Source organism: Mucilaginibacter lappiensis (genome assembly GCF_050433765.1).
Lineage (GTDB): Bacteria > Bacteroidota > Bacteroidia > Sphingobacteriales > Sphingobacteriaceae > Mucilaginibacter > Mucilaginibacter lappiensis_A.
Map to the genome: position 1 here is coordinate 191,489 of NZ_JBNPWP010000009.1, position 19,536 is coordinate 211,024.

Annotated in this window: 17 protein-coding genes; 8 read left to right on the forward strand and 9 right to left on the reverse strand. The window is 42.5% G+C overall.

The genetic code is table 11. The annotated features are described in order from the left end of the window. Positions 1-8 precede the first annotated feature (8 nt). Both M2273_RS23640 and M2273_RS23645 read left to right on the forward strand, forming a co-directional pair. Complete coding sequence (locus M2273_RS23640) at positions 9-1,157, forward strand: hypothetical protein (protein ID WP_429400250.1); 1,149 nt, start codon at positions 9-11, stop codon at positions 1,155-1,157. A gap of 142 nt (positions 1,158-1,299) precedes the next feature. Next, complete coding sequence (locus tag M2273_RS23645; protein ID WP_429400251.1) at positions 1,300-2,760, forward strand: DNA/RNA non-specific endonuclease; 1,461 nt, start codon at positions 1,300-1,302, stop codon at positions 2,758-2,760. A gap of 83 nt (positions 2,761-2,843) precedes the next feature. Here the strand turns inward: M2273_RS23645 and M2273_RS23650 are convergent, their stop codons facing one another. Next, on the reverse strand, positions 2,844-3,239 hold the full coding sequence (locus tag M2273_RS23650; RefSeq protein WP_429400252.1) for a (R)-mandelonitrile lyase: 396 nt from the start codon (positions 3,237-3,239) through the stop codon (positions 2,844-2,846). A 233-nt stretch (positions 3,240-3,472) separates the two neighbouring features. Between M2273_RS23650 and M2273_RS23655 the strand changes: the two genes are divergently transcribed. The 3 genes from M2273_RS23655 to M2273_RS23665 all read left to right on the forward strand — a co-directional run bounded on the left by M2273_RS23655 (position 3,473) and on the right by M2273_RS23665 (position 5,765). After that, complete coding sequence (locus tag M2273_RS23655; RefSeq protein WP_429400253.1) at positions 3,473-4,351, forward strand: NmrA family NAD(P)-binding protein; 879 nt, start codon at positions 3,473-3,475, stop codon at positions 4,349-4,351. An 18-nt stretch (positions 4,352-4,369) separates the two neighbouring features. Further along, on the forward strand, positions 4,370-5,287 hold the full coding sequence (locus tag M2273_RS23660; RefSeq protein ID WP_429400254.1) for a helix-turn-helix domain-containing protein: 918 nt from the start codon (positions 4,370-4,372) through the stop codon (positions 5,285-5,287). Positions 5,288-5,387: 100 nt separating this feature from the next. Further along, the gene (locus M2273_RS23665; RefSeq protein ID WP_429400255.1) at positions 5,388-5,765 is read left to right on the forward strand and encodes a hypothetical protein; all 378 of its coding nucleotides are present in this window, start codon (positions 5,388-5,390) and stop codon (positions 5,763-5,765) included. Positions 5,766-6,211: 446 nt separating this feature from the next. Here the strand turns inward: M2273_RS23665 and M2273_RS23670 are convergent, their stop codons facing one another. The 3 genes from M2273_RS23670 to M2273_RS23680 form a co-directional block, all read right to left on the reverse strand. Continuing rightward, on the reverse strand, positions 6,212-6,790 hold the full coding sequence (locus tag M2273_RS23670; protein WP_429400256.1) for a cupin domain-containing protein: 579 nt from the start codon (positions 6,788-6,790) through the stop codon (positions 6,212-6,214). A gap of 82 nt (positions 6,791-6,872) precedes the next feature. Continuing rightward, entirely contained in the window at positions 6,873-8,246 is a 1,374-nt protein-coding gene (locus tag M2273_RS23675) for a tetratricopeptide repeat protein (protein WP_429400257.1), read from the reverse strand. 107 nt (positions 8,247-8,353) lie between these two features. Further along, positions 8,354-8,518, reverse strand: a complete 165-nt coding sequence (locus tag M2273_RS23680; protein WP_429400258.1) for a hypothetical protein — start codon at positions 8,516-8,518, stop codon at positions 8,354-8,356. Between the two features lie 226 nt (positions 8,519-8,744). Between M2273_RS23680 and M2273_RS23685 the strand changes: the two genes are divergently transcribed. After that, entirely contained in the window at positions 8,745-9,236 is a 492-nt protein-coding gene (locus M2273_RS23685; protein ID WP_429400259.1) for a cupin domain-containing protein, read from the forward strand. Positions 9,237-9,259: 23 nt separating this feature from the next. Here the strand turns inward: M2273_RS23685 and M2273_RS23690 are convergent, their stop codons facing one another. Then, positions 9,260-10,183 carry a DUF5996 family protein gene (locus M2273_RS23690; RefSeq protein ID WP_429400260.1) on the reverse strand — a complete coding sequence of 308 codons (924 nt, stop codon included), beginning with the start codon at positions 10,181-10,183 and terminating at the stop codon, positions 9,260-9,262. Positions 10,184-10,580: 397 nt separating this feature from the next. On the opposite strand from M2273_RS23690, the gene M2273_RS23695 reads away from it, so the two are divergent. Continuing rightward, positions 10,581-12,137, forward strand: a complete 1,557-nt coding sequence (locus M2273_RS23695) for an alginate lyase family protein (protein WP_429400261.1) — start codon at positions 10,581-10,583, stop codon at positions 12,135-12,137. Between the two features lie 88 nt (positions 12,138-12,225). On the opposite strand, the gene M2273_RS23700 is transcribed toward M2273_RS23695, so the two are convergent. Further along, the gene (locus tag M2273_RS23700; RefSeq protein ID WP_429400262.1) at positions 12,226-13,749 is read right to left on the reverse strand and encodes a M20/M25/M40 family metallo-hydrolase; all 1,524 of its coding nucleotides are present in this window, start codon (positions 13,747-13,749) and stop codon (positions 12,226-12,228) included. Between the two features lie 184 nt (positions 13,750-13,933). Between M2273_RS23700 and M2273_RS23705 the strand changes: the two genes are divergently transcribed. Then, positions 13,934-15,229: a hypothetical protein gene (locus M2273_RS23705; RefSeq protein WP_429400263.1), complete on the forward strand. Its 1,296-nt coding sequence runs from the start codon at positions 13,934-13,936 to the stop codon at positions 15,227-15,229. Positions 15,230-15,237: 8 nt separating this feature from the next. Here the strand turns inward: M2273_RS23705 and M2273_RS23710 are convergent, their stop codons facing one another. The 3 genes from M2273_RS23710 to M2273_RS23720 all read right to left on the reverse strand — a co-directional run bounded on the left by M2273_RS23710 (position 15,238) and on the right by M2273_RS23720 (position 19,473). Further along, a complete protein-coding gene (locus M2273_RS23710; RefSeq protein ID WP_429400264.1) occupies positions 15,238-16,683 on the reverse strand; it encodes a serine hydrolase in 1,446 nt (481 codons plus the stop codon). 203 nt (positions 16,684-16,886) lie between these two features. Then, entirely contained in the window at positions 16,887-17,930 is a 1,044-nt protein-coding gene (locus M2273_RS23715; protein ID WP_429400265.1) for a PmoA family protein, read from the reverse strand. A 187-nt stretch (positions 17,931-18,117) separates the two neighbouring features. After that, a complete protein-coding gene (locus M2273_RS23720; RefSeq protein ID WP_429400266.1) occupies positions 18,118-19,473 on the reverse strand; it encodes a Gfo/Idh/MocA family protein in 1,356 nt (451 codons plus the stop codon). Positions 19,474-19,536: the final 63 nt, after the last annotated feature.

Consider the following 19,536-nt stretch of genomic DNA (forward strand, 5'->3'; position numbering starts at 1 on the left):
TAATTAAAATGAAAAAGATATATTATTTATTAGCCTTTGTTGCACTGGCTTTTACGGCCTGCCAAAAGCAGCCCATAGTACCTAATCCTAATTTAGCACATACTCCGTCATTAACGCTTACATTAGCTCAGGCAGATTATCAAATGCTGGATACATCAACTTACGCGTATAAATCAAGCGCCTTCCTGTCAGATGCTGATGCAAAATTGAACATTCCGCTAATTTTAGCTGCCAAATATCCGCGATTGGATGATAAATCAGCAGCAGCAGTAACTTTTGCGGTAGGAACACCTACCATTAAACTGCCTGATAGCGTTTATAAAGATGTAGCATATACGCTTACCAATGCTGATTATTTGCTGTTACCCGGTAATAAATATACCGATTTTAGCGCGACGCAAATACTTTCATGGTTACCTTACGGGCCTAAAACCAGCGCTCCCGTAGCCAACCAACTGGCAGTACTTACATTTAATTACTACGCGGGTACTACCACCGTACAAACGTTTTCCTACTTGTATTTAAATGGCGCCTGGCAACAAATATATATGCTTACCCCTGCCCAATACGCGACAGTTGACCGTTCAAGCTATAATCAGTTCACTTCGGCTGATGATGCCAGTTTAACTGCGTATTTAAATGCCATATTGAAGGCCGATCTGACGGTTACCGCTACCGCTAAAATAGGGGATATTAGGTATGTGAGCTTTAACTATTATAATAGCAGTAAAGGTACCAATCAAAGAGTTATAGCACTTACATTTGATGGAACAAACTGGATCACCAAATCAACACCTGAATCATTATCATTCTCCAGGGCTGATGGTAAATGGGTGGTTAACAGCGATATAAGCTATACGCTTATTAAGGAAGATTATACTTATATCGGTACAAAAACTACGGCCGGTAGTGATGCTGCAAGAGCAAATGTTGCACAATACCCTGATTTTAATATCAGTGCTGCAACCGACGCTACCTTCTGGAGTGATGCCGATCTTAATGCCGCTTTAATTGCAGTGTTGGTGAATAAGTTTAAAGGCACAGCTACCTTAAATCAAAAGTATATAGTTACTTATACCGTTTATAGCTTTGGAGTTACTTCTAATACTTCCAAAACATTTGTTTATGATGGTACTGCTTTCGTAGTTCCTAAATAATAAAAACTTACAGTTAATACAAGGGTATGGTTTAAACATGCCCTTGTATTATTCTACCCTAAATCTATTCTGATTAAGCTTTTTGCACAGTGTATATGCTGTTGCTATGCTTTGTTATTCACTTTATTTAAAAAAAATCACTATGAAAATTCAAAACCTATTGCTTGGCATTGGCTTAATTTTAGCCATTGCCGGCTGTTCAAAAAAGGATGCTAATGTGCCTCCGGTTACCCCTCCTGCCGATACGATAGCTAAACCTCCTGCGCCTACTCCTTATAGCATTACTGAAGATTTTGAGCAGGGAACAAAAACGGCTTACGCGGCAGCCGATGTAATCTTAAGCACTGGCAGCTGGAATTTTAATGATGCGGTAATAGGGAACCTTGCTGCCGATTTAAAAGACGGCCTTAAGTCGGTACGTTTACGTGCCGGCGATATTGCCATGAACTTTGATATTAACGGCCTTACCACTTTGTATATTAAACATGGAAAGTATGTTGGTGCCGATAAGCCATCGGCCTGGCAGTTATTAATATCGGCAGATGGGGGTAAAACCTATACCCAGGTGGGCAGCGATATTAACGAAACCAACACAACACTTGTTACCGACTCTTTTAAAGTAAGTACTACGGGCAAAGTTCGTTTTGAGATTAAAAAAGTAGGTACCACCACCGATCGTGTAAATATTGATGATATTACCTTTAAAGGTAAAGGCGATCCTGGCATTGTTGTAGGTGCGCCGGATGATGGCGGCGGCGATGGTGACAATGGCGGTTCTACCGGATCCGATTCGGCACCAAGAGATGTAACTGCCGGTGCGGATGCTCCACCTGCCAGCGGCGATAACAGTAATTTATTGTTTGGCAATCCATCAAACGCGCAAAATACCACAACATCCATGGATAATTATTTGGTTGATCAAAAATATTATACCGAATCATACAACGCCACCAAAGGCGAGCCCAACTGGGTGAGCTGGCATTTGGATGCTACTAATACCACTAATGCATCACCACGCCTGGATGATTTTGCAGGCTGGTCTGCCTTGCCTGCAAACTGGTATATGGTTGTTACCTCGAATTATACAAACAGTGGGTTCGACAGGGGGCATAATTGTCCTTCGGCCGACCGTACAAGTTCTGCAGGTGCCAACGCGGCTACATTTTTAATGACCAATATAATACCACAGGCTCCTTACAATAATGAACATACCTGGGCAAATCTGGAAAATTACTTGAGAGAGCAGGTGGTAGAGGGGAATGAAGTATACATTATTATGGGTAGCTATGGCACAGGCGGTACCGGTTCAAAAGGGGCAGCCAATACCATCAATAATGGTCATATTAATGTTCCGAGCAATGTTTGGAAAGTTGCGGTTATTATACCCGCCGGCAATGGCGATATTAATAGGGTAACAGCCAGTACACGGGTAATTGCAGTTAATACACCTAATATTAATACCACTGACAGCGACTGGACAAAATACATTGTAACCGTAAAGGATATTGAAACGGCTACCGGTTATACCTTGTTATCAAGCCTTCCTGCCAATGTAAGGACGGCTTTAGAAACAAAATTAGATGCCGGAATACCTGGCGCCTGATAGTTAATCTTATAAAAAAGTTAAAGCCGGTTCTTGCATAAGAACCGGCTTTACTTGTATATGCGGCACAAGTTTCTGTTTAATTACTTATTATATTGTTCGTCAGTTACCTGTTCCATCCAATCAACCGGCGAACCGTTTAGCTTCTCCTGGATGGCGATATGGCTCACGGCTGTGGTAGCAGTGGCCCCGTGCCAATGCTTTTCACCTGGTGCGAAATACACCACATCTCCCTGATGAATTTCTTCCCGTGCACCCCCTTGGCGTTGTACCCAGCCCGAGCCTGCTGTGATAATTAAAGTCTGGCCCAACGGATGTGTATGCCAGGCCGTACGGGCCCCGGGCTCAAAGGTTACCAATGCCATCGAGACACGAGCCGGTTCTGGTGGATTAATAAGTGGATCAATTCGCACTGATCCGGTAAAATATTCTGCGGGTCCTTTGCCCGAAGGTTGTGAGCCGCTGCGTTTAATTTCCATGTTGATTCTTTTTTAAAACCTTTTACAATTTTAACTTATTGAAGTTTATTATTGGTGAATAAATTTTCTTCCTGAATTGTTTGGTTAGGAACAGGATTCCTGAGCTGATTTATTCCGGGTTTCCTATCCGGCCAACCAAAGCAATCCTCATTTTTTTGACTACAACAACAGTAGATTCGGCTACACCTGCGTCCTTGCTTCTACGGAACTTTGAACCAACAAAAAACAGAAAGATGAAAATTATAGTAACAGGTTCGTTAGGACACATCAGCAAACCACTGACACAAGAGTTAGTACAAAAAGGACATGCGGTTACAGTAATCAGCAGCAACCCGGAAAAACAGGCAGCCATTGAAGCATTGGATGCCACTGCTGCTATAGGCTTGGTAGATGATGTTGATTTTTTAGCATCAACATTTATAAATGCTGACGCGGTGTTCTGTATGGTTCCACCAAATTTTGCCGAACCCGACCAGATAGCGTATTATAGCCAGGTCGGTAGCAACTATGCGCAGGCCATTGGGCAATCGGGTATAAAGCGCGTGGTTCATTTGAGTAGTTATGGTGCGCATTTAGATAAAGGCACGGGGTTCATTGTCGGTTCGCACCGGGTAGAAAACATTTTGAATAAACTGGTAAACACAGCTATTACGCATCTGCGACCAGGTTACTTTTACTACAATTTGTACCGCTTTGCAGATATGATAAAAGGGGCTGGTATTATGGGCACCAACTTTGGAGGTGATGACAAGCTGGTACTGGTATCGCCAACAGATATTGCCGCCGTCGTCGCGGAAGAGATAGTGTTACAAACAACTGAAAACAAGATAAGATATGTGGCCAGTGACGAGCATACCTGCAATGAGATAGCCAGTGTTTTAGGAGATGCAATTGGTAAGCCCAATTTAAAATGGTTAACCTTTACCGACGAGCAAACACAAGCCACTATGGAAAAGAACGGCGTATCGGCACCAATTGCCGCCACCCTGGTAGAATTGGGCGCTGCCACACACAACGGTGCATTGCGCCAGGATTATGATCTGCATAAACCTGTTATGGGTAAAGTAAAACTGGCTGATTTTGCCAAAGAATTTGCTGCCGCCTTTAAATAAAAATAAGTACATTGAAATATGGCAACCATCCAACCTCACCGGTTTAAAACGATAAGCGAATTTCACAAGTTTAGGGGATTGCCTAAGCCCGAGCACCCGTTAATAAGCGTGATAAATTTAGAAACAATTGCACAGGTGCCCGGTCATGAAATAAGCTTAGTAAAGGATTTTTATTCCATTGCGTTGAAAAGGAATTTCAATGTAAGGATGAAATACGGGCAGCATGAATATGATTTTGATGACGGGATCATGTTCTTTATGGCGCCTGGTCAGGTTTTCAGGATTGAGGTTGAGCAGGATACAACATTAAAACAGTCGGGTTGGATGTTGCTGTTTCATCCCGATTTTTTATGGAATACGCCCTTAGCCAAAACCATCAGGCAATACGAATATTTTGATTATTCGGTAAAGGAAGCCCTGTTTTTGTCAGAGAAGGAAGAATCCATAATTGGAAGCATTATGCAAAACATTCAGCAGGAATATCATTCAAATATCGACAAGTTTAGCCAGGACATCATCATTGCCCAGATTGAATTATTGCTTACTTACTCCGAAAGATTTTACCAGCGCCAGTTCATCACCCGTAAAATTGCGAATCACCAGATCCTGGACCGGTTGGAAGAGATCCTTGCAGCATATTTTAATAGTGATGCTTTAACCCAAAAAGGATTACCAACCGTTCAATACATTGCCGATGCGTTAAACGTTTCGCCCAATTATTTAAGTGGTTTATTAAAAGTACTCACAGGGCAAAGCACCCAGCAGCACATCCACGATAAGCTGATAGAAAAGGCAAAGGAAAAATTATCCACCACCGGTTTATCGATAAGTGAAATTGCCTACGAATTAGGTTTCGAACATCCGCAGTCGTTCAGTAAGTTATTCAAGACAAAAACCAAAGTTTCGCCTTTGGCGTTTAGGCAGTCATTTAATTGATAAAAATTGGTATGGGTAACGATAGAGGACGTTGTATAATCTAAATACGAATAGAAATATTTGAGATTTTTTTATCTTCACTTCAACCAATTTTTAGTTAATGCTTGAAAACATCAACACTATAAAAGATTCATTTACCGAAGACTTTTGTTCTCATCTTGAATATCACCTGACAAGAACGTTTGGAAATTCATCAGACAGAGAATTAAAATGGCTTTGGTGCGACGGTATCCGGCTGCCTCTTGTTGAGGAACAGCTCATCGCAAAAAGTATAATTGAAACACGACAAATTGTAACAGAGGCCTGGTTAGGAGTTGACGGCCAGGGTATATACGAAATGACCATTAAATTTGGCCCACGTTCTTTAGAGAAATGTATTCAAGGGCTAACTTTAAATGATTGTTTACCAAGTGAAGAATCATTAGATTGGATAACGCTTGACCTGGAAAAAAAAGAAATTGAATTACAATTGGATTAAACAAGGTCTGGAGGCAAAAATTTAGCCTGTAGTCGATGTTATCACCAGAAGTGTTCGGATGATATAAGTTTGGCTAAAGCCCATATCTGGTTACTTCTATCCGTCCCATAAATGGAACGGCAATGAATTGAATATCGTTCTATAAATTCGTTGGCTTTATCATTGCCGTTGGCTTTAGCCAACGGATTGCAAGTGAAATTTAGATGGCTTTAGCCAAAATCATCGTGTGAGTTATCCGTAGCGAAAAATCATATCCGATCTGTAATGACCACCCCGTGCACATCGCTTGTTTAATGTTGCAAATTTTTGATTATCAAATGTTTATTAATGACTAAAATGTAAATACCTGATTATCAAGCGTTCATTAGTGTTCACAGTGTTCATAGGTGTACATATGAACGGTATAAGCTTTTCTGTTAAACCCAAATACGCAAGGAAGCTAATTATTAAAAATTCTTAAAATAGGTAAGTGGGCCGCCTACCCGCTCAAAGCCATGCATTTTGCGGAAATCATCTTGCTGTTCCTGGGTCATTTTTGATAGTTTACCTTCACTAATTGCTTGAAAACATGCCTCCATCTTTCCTGCCGGCTGAAAGATGATCAGCATTTTTGCGTCGCCATCATTTGTTTTGGCAAAAGTATGAGGTACCCCTCTTGGACCAAATACACTGTCGCCGGCCTTTGTATTGAACATTTTGTCTCCAACCTTAAATAAAAATTCACCTTCCAGAATATACCACCATTCATCCTGATCATAATGATAATGTAGTGTCGGGCCACCCTTTTTTACCCGCGTCGACTCAAAAGCGTACATATCGCCATCTGAATCTTTTGTAGATACTTTGGTAAAAAAGGTATCCCCTTCAAATAAAGAAATTGATTTGCCGAAACGGTCATTTCCTGAATCAACTTTAAAGCCCTTATTATCTCTGGTTTTAAATAAACGTTTAGCACTACTGTAAAGTGGAACGGTTAGAAATGTACTTGCTGTTATGAAAATTCTGAGAAATGAATTACGTTTCATATGTCTAAATTAAAAATTACACGTTATTCGAAAATTGCCCAGCAAGGGCTGCATTGCAAAAGCCCCCTGAAAAAGGAAACGCTCAGGAAGAAACTTTTTTTATTTCTCTCTTCTTTAAACCAACGGTACCTGGTGTTTTTGTTGGATTATGCGCCGTTGGATCATGCGCCACATGTGCCAGCTTTTCGCGCAGCCAATGGGTAAGGGTATGGTGTAACGGAACTAATATAGCAGCAAGAATAACAAGTATTAATAGTTCAATTACGGGTAAATGATTACTTATACGCGCTACGAAGGGATGGATAAGCAATGTAATGAATTCAAAAACCAACAACAGGGAAAGCACACTCATAAACTCAATCACCTTGCGGTGGGTACGGCTTTTGCTTAACAGTAACAGCACCAAAAAGAAAAAAGGAATAAATATTGCTATTGCAATAAGCTGAAGATTAATTATTCTCTCATCGGCTTCCCGGCGTTTGTCATCAGCTATTTCCTGCTGACGGGCCGCCTCATTAAAACTGAGGTTTTGAATCTCCCTCACTTTTTCGGCATTAAACATACTGTCTTTAGCAGCAACTGATGTTTTATAATACATTAATTCAAGATGTTCATTTTTACCCTGGTAAATCTGGGCAAGTAAACTACTTGCATTGTAAATACCTTCGGGATACAACGCAACTTTTGCAGCTTCGAGTGCTTTTGATGCATAAAAAAGGCTTGAATCTGAACGTCCGGATTTGACATATAACCGGGCTATGCTATTATAGGTATCGGCAATTGCGCTCTGGTCATTATTTTCAACCGCGTAAGGTATACTTAACCGGTAATATTCAAGCGCCATAGGAATATTACCCATTTTATAATTGATATCACCTAAAATTGAAAGCGTATTGGGCATTGTCCCTTTATCATTTATGGCATGTTGTATGCCATAAGCCTGCAGTTCAAAATACAACGCCGAATCAATTTTATTTAGCTTTAAATAGCAATTGCCAATGTTCGACAATACAATACTTACCCGCTTTTTATCGTGAAGCGATTCGGCAGCGGCTTTAGCTTTAAAATGGTAGGTTAATGCTTTGGTATTATCTCCCTGGTCTGAATAAATGATCCCAATGTCATTCAAACTTTTTAATACCCCCAGCTGGTCATTTATTTCTTCTCTTATTTTTAATGAACTGAGTATATAAAATAATGCACGATCATATTTCCCGTTTTTCCACAATACAACACCTACCCTGTTCAGGCAATCACCCTCTCCTTTTTTGTAATTGGTCTTCCTCGCCAAATCAAGCCCTTGTTGTGCATATATTAAAGCACTATCTGGTTTGTATGACTGTACCTTTAAGCTCTTCTGCCTCAATAATTCAACAGCAGCGGTGTCACTTGCGGCCGTGTCATGTTGTTTTAAGAAAGATGAACTTTGTTGCCGGGCACGCACAACTGTAACCATACACACTAAAAAGCATATAGCAATTAACCCATTTATTGAGCTTAGGCGCATATATTATTATAAACACCCCATAACAGGGCAGTAGTTATACGGCGAAAAACACTGGCTTATTCCTCACCCGTTTCTTCACTTGAATCCTGCTCATCAGTTGGTGAATTTTCATTGTCAACTGCCGAAGGGTGGATAATTTGTTGTAATGATGCGAGAACATTGGAATCATCCTGCAGATTGGTTCTTTTGCCCATTGAGGTATTTTTATCAAACGCAGCCATAGTGAGTTAAATAAATTAGTTAGTGCCTACTTCTTTTAGGGTGGTTTTTTCGGCTTATTCCCCATGTTAAATGTAAAACATTAAAGCCTAATAACCAAATGTTTAACATTAATTTTGTTAAATTTTTTAATTACAAGAATAAAATTTTACCCAAATGTGTTGCTCAAAACCTGAAGTGAATGATTAGTACATAGGATGTATACTCATCATTGTTTAATTTGGCCAAATGGAAATACAGGATGCAGCTTATTGGATAAAACGCTTAAACTTACTGCCTCATCCCGAAGGTGGTTATTATAAAGAGGTTTTCCGCTCAAATCAGGAAGTAATAAGAAAATCAGGGGCCGGTTTTAAACAAGCCTGCACATCCATATATTACTTGCTTGAAGCAAAAGACTACTCAGGTTTTCACCGGCTGGCTTCTGATGAAATATGGTATTTTCATCAGGGCGAACCATTATACATACACGCCATTGATAGTCAAGGTATTTACACCCGGCACGAACTTTCGGTCACTGGTAATGGTAGTTTGTCTGTGGTTATTCCCGCTGGTTTATGGTTTGCAGCAGAAATACCAGCCAAAAGCGGCTTTACTTTGGTAAGCTGTGTCGTTGCTCCAGGGTTTGATTTTAGTGAATTTGAAATGGCTAAAAAAGATGAGTTATCAAAACAGTATCCTTCCTATACACACCTGTTTAATAAATTATGCCGTGAATAAGTGGTTTTTAATAACACCCTTCTCTACGCTTCAAAGTTAGTCAGATCACATTCAAGCGATTTCCTGTCCCAGTTGCCGGTATTTGCGGCAGCCACGTAGGTAGACTGTAAAAACTCCAAAAGGGCATTTTCAGGATCGGCAGCATTCCTGACATCCTCATAACGGAGCATAAATTCGCCCAAATCATTGCTATAAAATGCCTGTTCAGGTTTAACCTTTTGCGCTTTATAAGTTTCAGGGGTTGGATAACAATAAGCGTAAAAAATCGGATCGGGAAAACTATCATTACCTCCCCAAAAACCACTACTGCTTACTTCGTGCGAATAAGCTTCCTGCATTACATCCAACGGAATATTTGGAACGCCGCCTTGATGCTTTGGTGCTTCCCTGCCCGAAAAACGGGAAACCGCCAAATCAAATGCGCCCCAAAATAAATGGACAGGGCTGCATTTGCCCCTAAATTTTGCCCGGAACCTTGTAAAAACAGCTTCAATTTTGACCAGCGCCTGCCAATATAAATTTATCTGTTCCTTATCATATTGAAAGTGTAAGTCATCTTTTTCAAATGGGATGGCAGCTTCCATTTCGTTAGGTTTTGCATAAATTTCAGCATCGATCTCCATAAATGCCAGCTTTTCAAAAAGTTCTTTATAAAAACTGGCCACAGTGCGCGGAAAAAGATCCATATGCTGCTGCTTACCTGTACTTGATATGATCACTAACTGATGGGAAATAAAATCAAAATCTATTTGAAATATACCTTGTTCATACGGTATGCTCCCGGTTGTTAACCCTCTTGGCGATACATATAAGGTAACATGCCAGGAGTGGTTTAACCATGGCGTTTTTACCAGCCTGATCTTCCCAATTATTTGTGCCCATAATTGAACGGTGGTAAGCGTTTCCTTTAAATCTGGAAATTTTAATTCTGGCCAGGTATTACCCATGATATTTGAGGTTAGTTTGGTGAATATCGTGAGTATTTACAACAATATAATACCACTATAGTTTATAATTTATGGTAAATAAACATCTGCCCAAAACAGGCCCCCTTATTAGTTCACAACCTTTAACCCCGCTGATTTTTTAGAACGTGTTAACCAAACACCACTTGTAACTTTAAGGATAATATGTCAATGTTACGGATATTAAAACGAAAACGTTTTCGTAAATAAATACCTGATGATAAGCTAATTATATAAACGTTATAAATAGATTTGGATTAACCAATAATTAACCAACCATAAACCTGAACTTATCACAACGGCTGTACAACAGTTTTGTTGGGTATTTTTTATGCCTTATGCAAACCAATTTTTATTACATAAACCTAAACTTTTAATTATGAGAAAGAAAATCTCTTACTGGCTGGCCTTTGCCTGCCTGTTTACCCTGAGCGCATTTTTATGCCAATGCAAAAAATCTAATGTAGCTGGCAAAACAACCGATGCTACCGGGCAAACTGTACCGCGGGCGGTAACTACTTTTGTGCATCCGGGCGTATTAAATACAACGGCTAACCTTGACCTCATCACTTCGCAGGTAAACAGCGGGGATGCCACCCGCACAGCCGCCTATCAAAAAGTGCTTGATTTTATCAGCAACAATGCTTTACCAACCCAATTCTACACTACTGTTTTCGTAGGGTCAAACGGACACACCAGTCCATCTAAAAGTCAGATCAGGAAGGATGCTGAATTGGCGTACGCGCTTGCCCTGCGCTTTGCAAAAACCGCGGATGTTACTTACGCAAATCAATGCATAGCCATATTAAACGGATGGTCATACACCTTTCAGAATTATGCTTCTATAGATGCTACTGATAACCCCAATCAACCCGCCTTAGAAGCATCATGGACCACACCAAGCTTTGTTGCAGCTGCCGAGATCATCAGGTATTATCATCCCAATGGTGTATCCGCCAACTGGTCGACCACTGATATCAACAAGTTTAATGATTATCTGAACAACGTAAAAAACAACTACATTAACAACGTACCCGCCTATAATAATAACTGGAATGTATCTGCAGGTTATGCTAAAATGGCTATCGGGGTTTTCCTGAACAGCACCAGTGTATTTCAAAGCGGCGAGGATATGATTAATGCCGTAATGCCGCTGGTGATACAAAGTAATGGCACCATGCCCGAACTTTGCGACCGTCAGGATTGCGTACATTACCAATATTCATTAACCGGCTTAACTTATGCTGCCGAAATTGCCGACATGCAGGGCGATGGTTCGCTTTATACAGCGCTTTCAAGCCGCATAAGCGCCGGATACGATTTTGAGCGCAGCGCCTATAATCAAAGCACAGGCTGTAATTACTGCTCCACATCAAGCCCTATATTTCCGGGTGTTGAGGTGGCATACAAACATTACGGAACCGCCAACATGTTATCTTTAAGAAATATGCAGGATCCGCTTGGCGTACCTAATGACAATACCTTTTTAGGCTTTACCAGTTATACACACTTTAATGTTGGCGGCAGCACTACCCCGCCTCCGGGTGGCAGCAACCCTCCTATTGGTACAGTAATATCCCTTAAAGGCTTTAATAACGCGTTCGTAAGCGGCGAAAACGGTACCCAGGCCATGACCTGTACCCGCACTACGGCAGGCGATACAGAACATTTTACCGTAATTGATGCCGGCGGAGGCAAAATATCATTACGCAGTAAGGCCAAATTCGTTTCGTCCGAAAACGGTACTATGGCTATTACCTGCAACCGCGCAACAGCCGGCGACTGGGAAAAATTTGACTGGATAACCACCCCCGATGGCAAAGTAACCCTGCGTGGTAATAACGACAAATTCATCAGCAGCGAAAATGGCACACAGGCCATGACCTGTACCCGCACCACTGCTTCGGGCTGGGAATCTTTTACTGTTGGGCAGTAAACTTTTATTATGTTTTTTTTAAGCAAAAGCCTTTAGCGTAAAGCTAAGGGCTTTTTGTTGCAGCAGCATACTGTTAGCTTTAATACTCTCATTTCATCTGCATTACGGCAGCTATTGTTTCAATCCCTTCCCACAAAAAACTGATCTTTACATTTTCATTTTCGGCATGCTGGTTATTATCGTAGTTTACCAATGGCACAGTAATTACTTTGGCACCCAGTTCTTTTTCAAAAATAAATAAGGGCAAGCTGCCACCGCCGCTGGGTACAAGTACTACAGGATAGTTAACCGTTGATTGTATCGCTTTTATTGCCGATTGTGCAATGGGCAGGTCCATAGGTGTACGCTGTGCATTGTAACCGGCATCATGTGTAATTTTTATTATCTTATCATATCTCGCCCTTTCTTCGTCAGTCGGTTCTTTGTTGGTAACAAAGTACCCCTGCGCTTTTATATGCGCTGTTACTTTCTCAATCTGGCGGTCCATATCATTACCCAGTACCAGGCGCAGGTCAAGCACGGCTTCGGCCTTTGTGGGTATCACATTAGCAGCGTGGGCGCCAACATTACCGCTGGCCATACCATTTATATTTAGGGTTGGCAACATAAAAGCCTCAACCAATGGGCGCGACCCGCCTTCGGGTTCGGCTATACCTAATTCTTTTTTTAGTTCTGGTTCAATGGGCGGCACTTTGCTAAGAGCCTCTTTTTCACTATTGCTAAGGGGCAATACATCATCATAAAAACCTTTAACATTTACATGGCCTTTATCATCTTTCATACCGGCAAGCAGTTGTGCCAGCATCAGGCCAGGATTAGGGGCCCAATTACCGTAGTTACCACTATGCAATGGGCGTTTAGGGCCATAAACGGTAAGCCATAAATTTACATCGCCCCTTACACCAAACATGATTGATTTTTTACCGGATGCATGCCGCGGCCCATCGCAAATAATCCACAGGTCAGAATTTAGTCTGCTTTTGTACTTTCTGAATATTTCGGCCAGCCGGGGCGATCCTTTTTCTTCCTCTCCCTCAAAAAAGAACTTAATGTTACAGCCCGGCTTGAGTTTGCTTTTAATAAGCGCGTCATAAGCGTTAATGATGCACATTACGCCCGCTTTATCGTCCGCGCTGGCACGTCCGCTTAACCGCCAATCGGGGTCTATATGATCACCAGGCTTATAATTAATAATATGCCCGCCCTGTTCAACAGGAGCCGTAATAAAAACCGGCTCAAAAGGCTTTAAACCAGGTGCCCATTGCTGTGGGTTTACGGGTTGCCCGTCATAATGGGCATAAAAAATAATTGTTTTAGTGGCTCCCGGAACATTAACCTCACCAAAAACAACCGGGTTGCTTTCGGCAGTGCTCCATAATTCGGCTTTAACACCTCGCTTAATCAGCATATCCTTTATGTACGATGCGTTTACGCGAATGTTTACAGAATCACTAGTTTCATCGGGTATGGCAACCAATTTAAGGTATTCTCCGATGATCTCCTGTTCATTGGCTTTGCGGAAATTGGTTATTTTTTGAAGGTTGTTTTGTGCCGACAGCGAATAGGTGCCAAGCAATAAAATGGAAGTGAGTAAGCATGAGGTCAGTTTCATAGATCGCCAGATATGGTTAAAGTGTTACAATATACTTAACCTTTAAGTATGTTGTATTTTTATTTAGACTGAAGTTCCAAACTACGGATATCATCAAAATGCAAAAAAACTTCCGCATTCATTATGGTTGATGCCGGGTTTGATTACATTTATATATTTGTTAAAACCCCTGCTACTGATGCTGATGAAAAAATTTGCTCTGCCCTTTCTTACTGCCTGCCTGTTATTGTGCTCATCAATACGCGCCCAAACCAATGCAAACAGCATCAAGAGTATCCTTCAATCACCTTACTTTGAAAAACTGTATGCCAATACCTATTATAGCTTGCTGGACAGGATGGGGAAAGATGGCTTTTTACCCGAATCCTTAACCGGAGCTTATGAAGGCATGTATTGCCGCACTACGGGTGCGCTGGTGTCGCTGTTTTTAGAAACCGGCCGTTTAGAAGAAGCGGAGCTTAACATTCAATGCGTTTTAAATGCAACTACACAATATGATATGGAGCGCATACCGCATGTGGTAGGCATAAAAGATAACAAGTATACCATCATCAGCGATGAGCACCAGATAGACGGACAGGCACATGTACTGATGGCCTGGGCAAGGCTGGCACTTAAACGCGGACACACCAAATTTGAAGATGATACCTGGCCACTGGTAAGGGCCATCATGAAACGCACCTGCGACCGCACTTTTTTTCAGCGTGGACGCTGGTCGGTTGAAACTGGGTTGGTACGCAATATATCCTTTGAACATTCGCGCGAGGGCCGCCGTTGGGATACTTGGGACCTGCTCACCCAAAGCTTTGTTGGTGCGGCATTAAATGATATGGCAACCGTAGCAGCAAGAAGGGGCGAAACCAAACTGGCCGACAGCTGGCATAAAGATCTGGGTATCCTTACCGAAGGCATCCGTAAAAATCTGACCACCGTAAGGGATGCCGATACTACTTACCTTGAAATGCGACTGCCCGACTCTAACGGTGGCGTACCATTCCTGGGTATGGGCTGGGTTACGCTCTCACCCATCGCCGCCAGCTGGGAAGGGCCAAACCATGAGGTGATGCGCAATACCGTAAAAGCCATGCGCCGTACCATGCTCAAAACAACCGACGGCTTAGCCTGGATGCCTACAGACAGTTACCCCGATGGCACAGTATCCAACGAGATCATTGGCAAAGGGCAGGCATGGGAAATGGATTTTGCCCGATCAGAAAAAGATTACAACCGCATCAAACAGATCCTCGATCTTATTAAAATAGTTAACGCGCCCAAACCAGTTTACATGGAAGGCGGCTGGCTGGAAGACAGCGGGCATCACCAGTCTGACAAACTCAGCGACCAGGATCTGGCCGCCATGACCAACGCCGTATGGAAAACCAAGGATGCCGGTAATGGCGAGCAATGCGCCTGGTGGTGTTGGGCCATGGCGCGTTTAAGAAACCAAGTGGGTTTACCTGCAGAACCGAAGCGGATGTAAATTAACCATTATTTTATCTTTTTAGCTTCTGTATTTTGCCCGCCTTCTTTTAACATTACGGCATATACCTTACCCGTGGCATCCTTTACAAATTCCAATTCAACCTGTGCTTCTTTTAATACAAAACTTGTTGGTGTTTTAGGAAAAATGGCGCTTTTTACACGGCCGGGTGGTTGGACATATAGCTGCTTGTCTTCTTTTGATACCGTTAAACTGAATTGGGGCGTAACTTGATATACACCAGTATAGGCTTGCAAAACCGTATCAGCTACCGCGATGGTTTTGGTAGAATGATAAAGTCCCTTAAATCCATAAACCTTAGCCACGCTGTTAACTACCTCTTTAATTATTTCATCATGATCTGAATTGATCATCACAACCACACCATTGCCGCCTTCCATACTACCATAATACCAGCTGCGAAAACCCAAAGTTGCCCCGGCATGCTCAAAATATTTGGCACCCTCCATGTCATCAATATAAATACCTAAAGCCGTGCGCTTATCCAGATAAGGCGTTAACCGGAGTTTGGTTGTTGCCTGGTTTAATATTTTAGCCGACCGGCCTTCATAAGCCAGTTGTGTTTCGACGATGTATTTGGCAAGATCAGTAGGATTGGTCCACAAGCCAGCGGCTGCCAGTTCGGAAAAAATACGGTATTTACCGGGTATTGGTTTGTTATTTAAGCCATAACCAGTAGCCAGCAGATCTGGTTTGATGTCTGTGGGCGGCTGTATAAAAGTGCTACTTTTCATTCCCAGCGGGTCAAGCACTGCTTTTTTCATATAATCTGCATAAGCCTGATGGGTTACATCCATCACGATCAATTGCGAAATGATGATCCCCCCGCCTGAATATTCTGATCTTATGCCTGGTGCATACTTTGAACGGATGGCCGGGGTGTTTGCTGGTTTCTGACCGTCAAGTATCTGCACTATAGTAGGCAGGGATTTACCTTGCTGATAACCCGGAAAGCCTGGCATATTTAAACCTGCCGTATGGCTTAATAAGTTAGCCATCGTGATCTTTTTACCTTTACTCAAACTGTCATAAGGAAATTTCCAGCTGGTAAGATAGTTGTTGATATCAGTATACAGATCGAGCTTTTTATCCTGTACCAGTTTAAGCACACCAACCGCGTTCAGTGATTTACTGATGGACCCAGCTTGAAAAAGTGTTTGTGCAGTTACAGGTGTTTTTAAACTATCATTGGCAAAGCCATAACCTTTGGCCCAAACAATATGGTAATTTTGTATTACTGCTACGCTTAGCCCGGGTATCTTAAAGTAGGCCATGCGCTCCTGTATAGTCCAGGGTGTTTCGCCGTTAATCTGTACAGTGCCAATCAGCCCTTTTTCAACTTGCTGAATCTTGTCTTTATCGCTTTGAGCGCAGGCAGTTAACTGTATAAATAGCAGAAATGTAAAAGTCAGTGACAGGCTTAAGGTTTTCATAATTATAATTTTATATTTTTATTTATTCGAAAATACAAAATTAAATTTCGAATTATCAAATAAAAACAAAATTAAATAATTATTTCGAAGATATTTTGACTTATGAAATCACCAGAAACTTCTTTTAATACTGAATTTAAATTCAAAAAAATACCCGCAGATAAAAACCTGCGGGTAAAATCATGAGCATTAAAGCGTAAAATCTATTTCTTTCCAAAAACCTCAGCCAGCTCATTAAGTTTAGCCGCGCTAATGGTTTCACTGCCGTCGGTGATCACTACACGATACCGGAAAGTTACCGACTCTCCTTTTTGAAGGGTCAGGTTCTTTTCTGATTTACCGTTGGTGAAAATTTTCTCTCCAAGTGGGTTGGCTGCAAACAGACCATAGCCGCGGGCATGCCAAAACGTAGGATAATTAACGTTTTTAGGATGATCAATAATGGCTATACTTACCGAATCGGCTCCCATTTTGGCGTAAACCTTGCACCATACACCGCGGGTACTCCAGACGTCATTCCCGGTTTTACCGGCGCTGGTGAGGTAAGTTCCGTTGGCTAACTTATCTGTCCCGCCCTTTACTACAGTTACATTGCCTTTATCATCCGTAAACTTTTGATCTGCCGCATCGGGGATCTGTAGTTCATGAGCCAGACGCAGACCCAGCATACCGTCTTTGGCATCTTTAAAAACAGCGGTCATATCAGCCTTTAAAGTAGTAACACGATCAATAATCCGCTGGTTACCGTCACCGCTAAATTCAAAGCGGGTGGTTTCTTCCAGGATCACCTCTTTTTGCTGGTTGGTCCAGTTGGCATGATAAGCTAAAACACCTGTTGCTCCGCCTTTTGCTTCCAGGATACGGTCGGTACGGATCCACCCATAGGAGCTTTTTTTGCTGGCCGGGATAGCGTAGGAATTGTTCCAGAAATCGAGCCCGTTCAGGTTTTCAAAATTAAACCAAATACCAATATGGTGCGGATGATCGGTTGGGTCGCCGGCTCTTGGGGCAATCGGAAAACCACGGGTTACCAATGTACCGTTGGCAGCGTGCAGGGGGTATAATACCGGCTTCTCCAGCGTATCAGGGTACAGAAAGCTGGTGAACGGCTTGCCGCCAATAAAAATATCCACCTTGTTTTCCTTTGCGGACTTTACCACTTTTACCGGCTCGTTTTTTTGAGCCAGTGTTACAGAAGATAAAGTAGTCATCGCTATGGCAAAACCTAAAGTTTTAAATCTGATCATATTTTTTATTGATAAGGTTGATGAATGGGTGCATTTATTCCCTCCCCACGGGAGGGGTGCGCCGGATGGTGCAGTGGCAAGGAGGGGTTTATACATGCAGTACAGGCTTACCCTGTTTACTAAACCCCTACCTCCCCTTCCCCAGGGAAGGAATCGCACTATCCTTGCTTTCTTTTCACTTTTTCACCTAATATTTAAACACTTTACCATTCGTCATTACCTCCTGGGTGCTTTCGTCAAACGTGGCTTTGAAGCCGGTATGTACGGCTGCGTTGGTCATGATGTTGGCAATAGAGTGACTGTACCCTGCCTCAACCGGTGCATTAGGCTGTTTGCGACTGCGTACACATTCCATCCAGTTACGCACGTGGTTTGATGTCAGTTTATCGCCACCGGTATTGGCCGAAGCCACCACTTGTTCGGTATTTTCCAGGCTGAGCTCGGGCAACAGGTTAGCCTGCATCTTCATGGCATCAGCCATTTTTTGTGTCAGGCCGCCCTCGGGCGAAACCTTATTGGTGTTCAGGTTTAGTTCGCCGCCGTTGGAGTAATAGATCTCGGCGGGGTGCTCATCGCCATTATGCATACGCGAGCCAAAAGTCACCTGGAAACCTGTAGACGGATCATCAAGCGGACCATAATCAAAGGCGGCTAAAATGGTATCCCAGTTCCGGCGGCCATCCTTCCATTTATAAATACCACCATTGGCCACTACGCTGCGCGGATGTTTAAGACCAGAAAACCAATGTACGGTATCAATCTGGTGACTCATCCACTGACCAGCCAGTCCTGATGAATATGGCCAGAATAAACGATATTCTAAATATTTGCGTGGATCGAAAGCTTCATAAGGGCGGTTCATGATAAAGCGTTTCCAGTCGGTATCTTCTTCTTTCAATACATTCAGTAGCTCCGGCCGGCGCCAGCGCCCCGGCTGGTTCACATTCCAGGTAAGCTCTACCATGGTAATAGGGCCAAACTTGCCCGAACGGATAAAATCATTAGCAGCATGGTAGTTAGCCCCGCTTCTGCGTTGCGAACCTATCTGTACAATTTTTCCCGATTCCTTCACCGCTTTCAGGGCGGCGCGGTTATCTTCCATGGTTTCGGCAAAGGGTTTTTCTACATAGGCGTCACAACCGGCTTTTACTGCTTCAATAGCGTGGCGGGCATGTTGAAAATCGGCGGTGCTGATAAATACGGCATCTACCGATTTGCTGTCATACAGTTCCTCATTATTGCGGTAAGCTTTTACATCGTGCTGCATCTTCCCTTTCCAAATGGCAGCGCCTTCTTCCCGGCGTCTGCTCCAGATATCTGATACACCAACCACATCAAAATTGAGTTCCTTGTAGTGGTTCATAAAACTGGGGATGTGTGAGCTTTTGTGCCTGTCTGAAAAGCCTACAACGCCAACCCGCACGCGGTCGTTAGCGCCAATGATGCGTTTATAACTTTGGGCGCTCCAACTGGTTTTGGTAAGCATTACACCGGCACCCGCCAAAGCGGCCTGCCTGATAAAAGTACGGCGAGATTTTTCCATGAAGAATAGGTAATTGGTTAAACGCCGGTTTTTGCAACCGACTTAATCAAATATCGAAGAAAT

Excerpts from the sequence above, each read along its gene's own strand:
- M2273_RS23640 (WP_429400250.1), top strand. The coding sequence starts at position 9 with ATGAAAAAGATATATTATTTATTAGCCTTTGTTGCACTGGCTTTTACG.
- M2273_RS23645 (WP_429400251.1), top strand. The coding sequence starts at position 1,300 with ATGAAAATTCAAAACCTATTGCTTGGCATTGGCTTAATTTTAGCCATT.
- M2273_RS23650 (WP_429400252.1), bottom strand. The coding sequence starts at position 3,239 with ATGGAAATTAAACGCAGCGGCTCACAACCTTCGGGCAAAGGACCCGCA.
- M2273_RS23655 (WP_429400253.1), top strand. The coding sequence starts at position 3,473 with ATGAAAATTATAGTAACAGGTTCGTTAGGACACATCAGCAAACCACTG.
- M2273_RS23660 (WP_429400254.1), top strand. The coding sequence starts at position 4,370 with ATGGCAACCATCCAACCTCACCGGTTTAAAACGATAAGCGAATTTCAC.
- M2273_RS23665 (WP_429400255.1), top strand. The coding sequence starts at position 5,388 with ATGCTTGAAAACATCAACACTATAAAAGATTCATTTACCGAAGACTTT.
- M2273_RS23670 (WP_429400256.1), bottom strand. The coding sequence starts at position 6,790 with ATGAAACGTAATTCATTTCTCAGAATTTTCATAACAGCAAGTACATTT.
- M2273_RS23675 (WP_429400257.1), bottom strand. The coding sequence starts at position 8,246 with ATGGTTACAGTTGTGCGTGCCCGGCAACAAAGTTCATCTTTCTTAAAA.
- M2273_RS23680 (WP_429400258.1), bottom strand. The coding sequence starts at position 8,518 with ATGGCTGCGTTTGATAAAAATACCTCAATGGGCAAAAGAACCAATCTG.
- M2273_RS23685 (WP_429400259.1), top strand. The coding sequence starts at position 8,745 with ATGGAAATACAGGATGCAGCTTATTGGATAAAACGCTTAAACTTACTG.
- M2273_RS23690 (WP_429400260.1), bottom strand. The coding sequence starts at position 10,183 with ATGGGTAATACCTGGCCAGAATTAAAATTTCCAGATTTAAAGGAAACG.
- M2273_RS23695 (WP_429400261.1), top strand. The coding sequence starts at position 10,581 with ATGAGAAAGAAAATCTCTTACTGGCTGGCCTTTGCCTGCCTGTTTACC.
- M2273_RS23700 (WP_429400262.1), bottom strand. The coding sequence starts at position 13,749 with ATGAAACTGACCTCATGCTTACTCACTTCCATTTTATTGCTTGGCACC.
- M2273_RS23705 (WP_429400263.1), top strand. The coding sequence starts at position 13,934 with ATGAAAAAATTTGCTCTGCCCTTTCTTACTGCCTGCCTGTTATTGTGC.
- M2273_RS23710 (WP_429400264.1), bottom strand. The coding sequence starts at position 16,683 with ATGAAAACCTTAAGCCTGTCACTGACTTTTACATTTCTGCTATTTATA.
- M2273_RS23715 (WP_429400265.1), bottom strand. The coding sequence starts at position 17,930 with ATGATCAGATTTAAAACTTTAGGTTTTGCCATAGCGATGACTACTTTA.
- M2273_RS23720 (WP_429400266.1), bottom strand. The coding sequence starts at position 19,473 with ATGGAAAAATCTCGCCGTACTTTTATCAGGCAGGCCGCTTTGGCGGGT.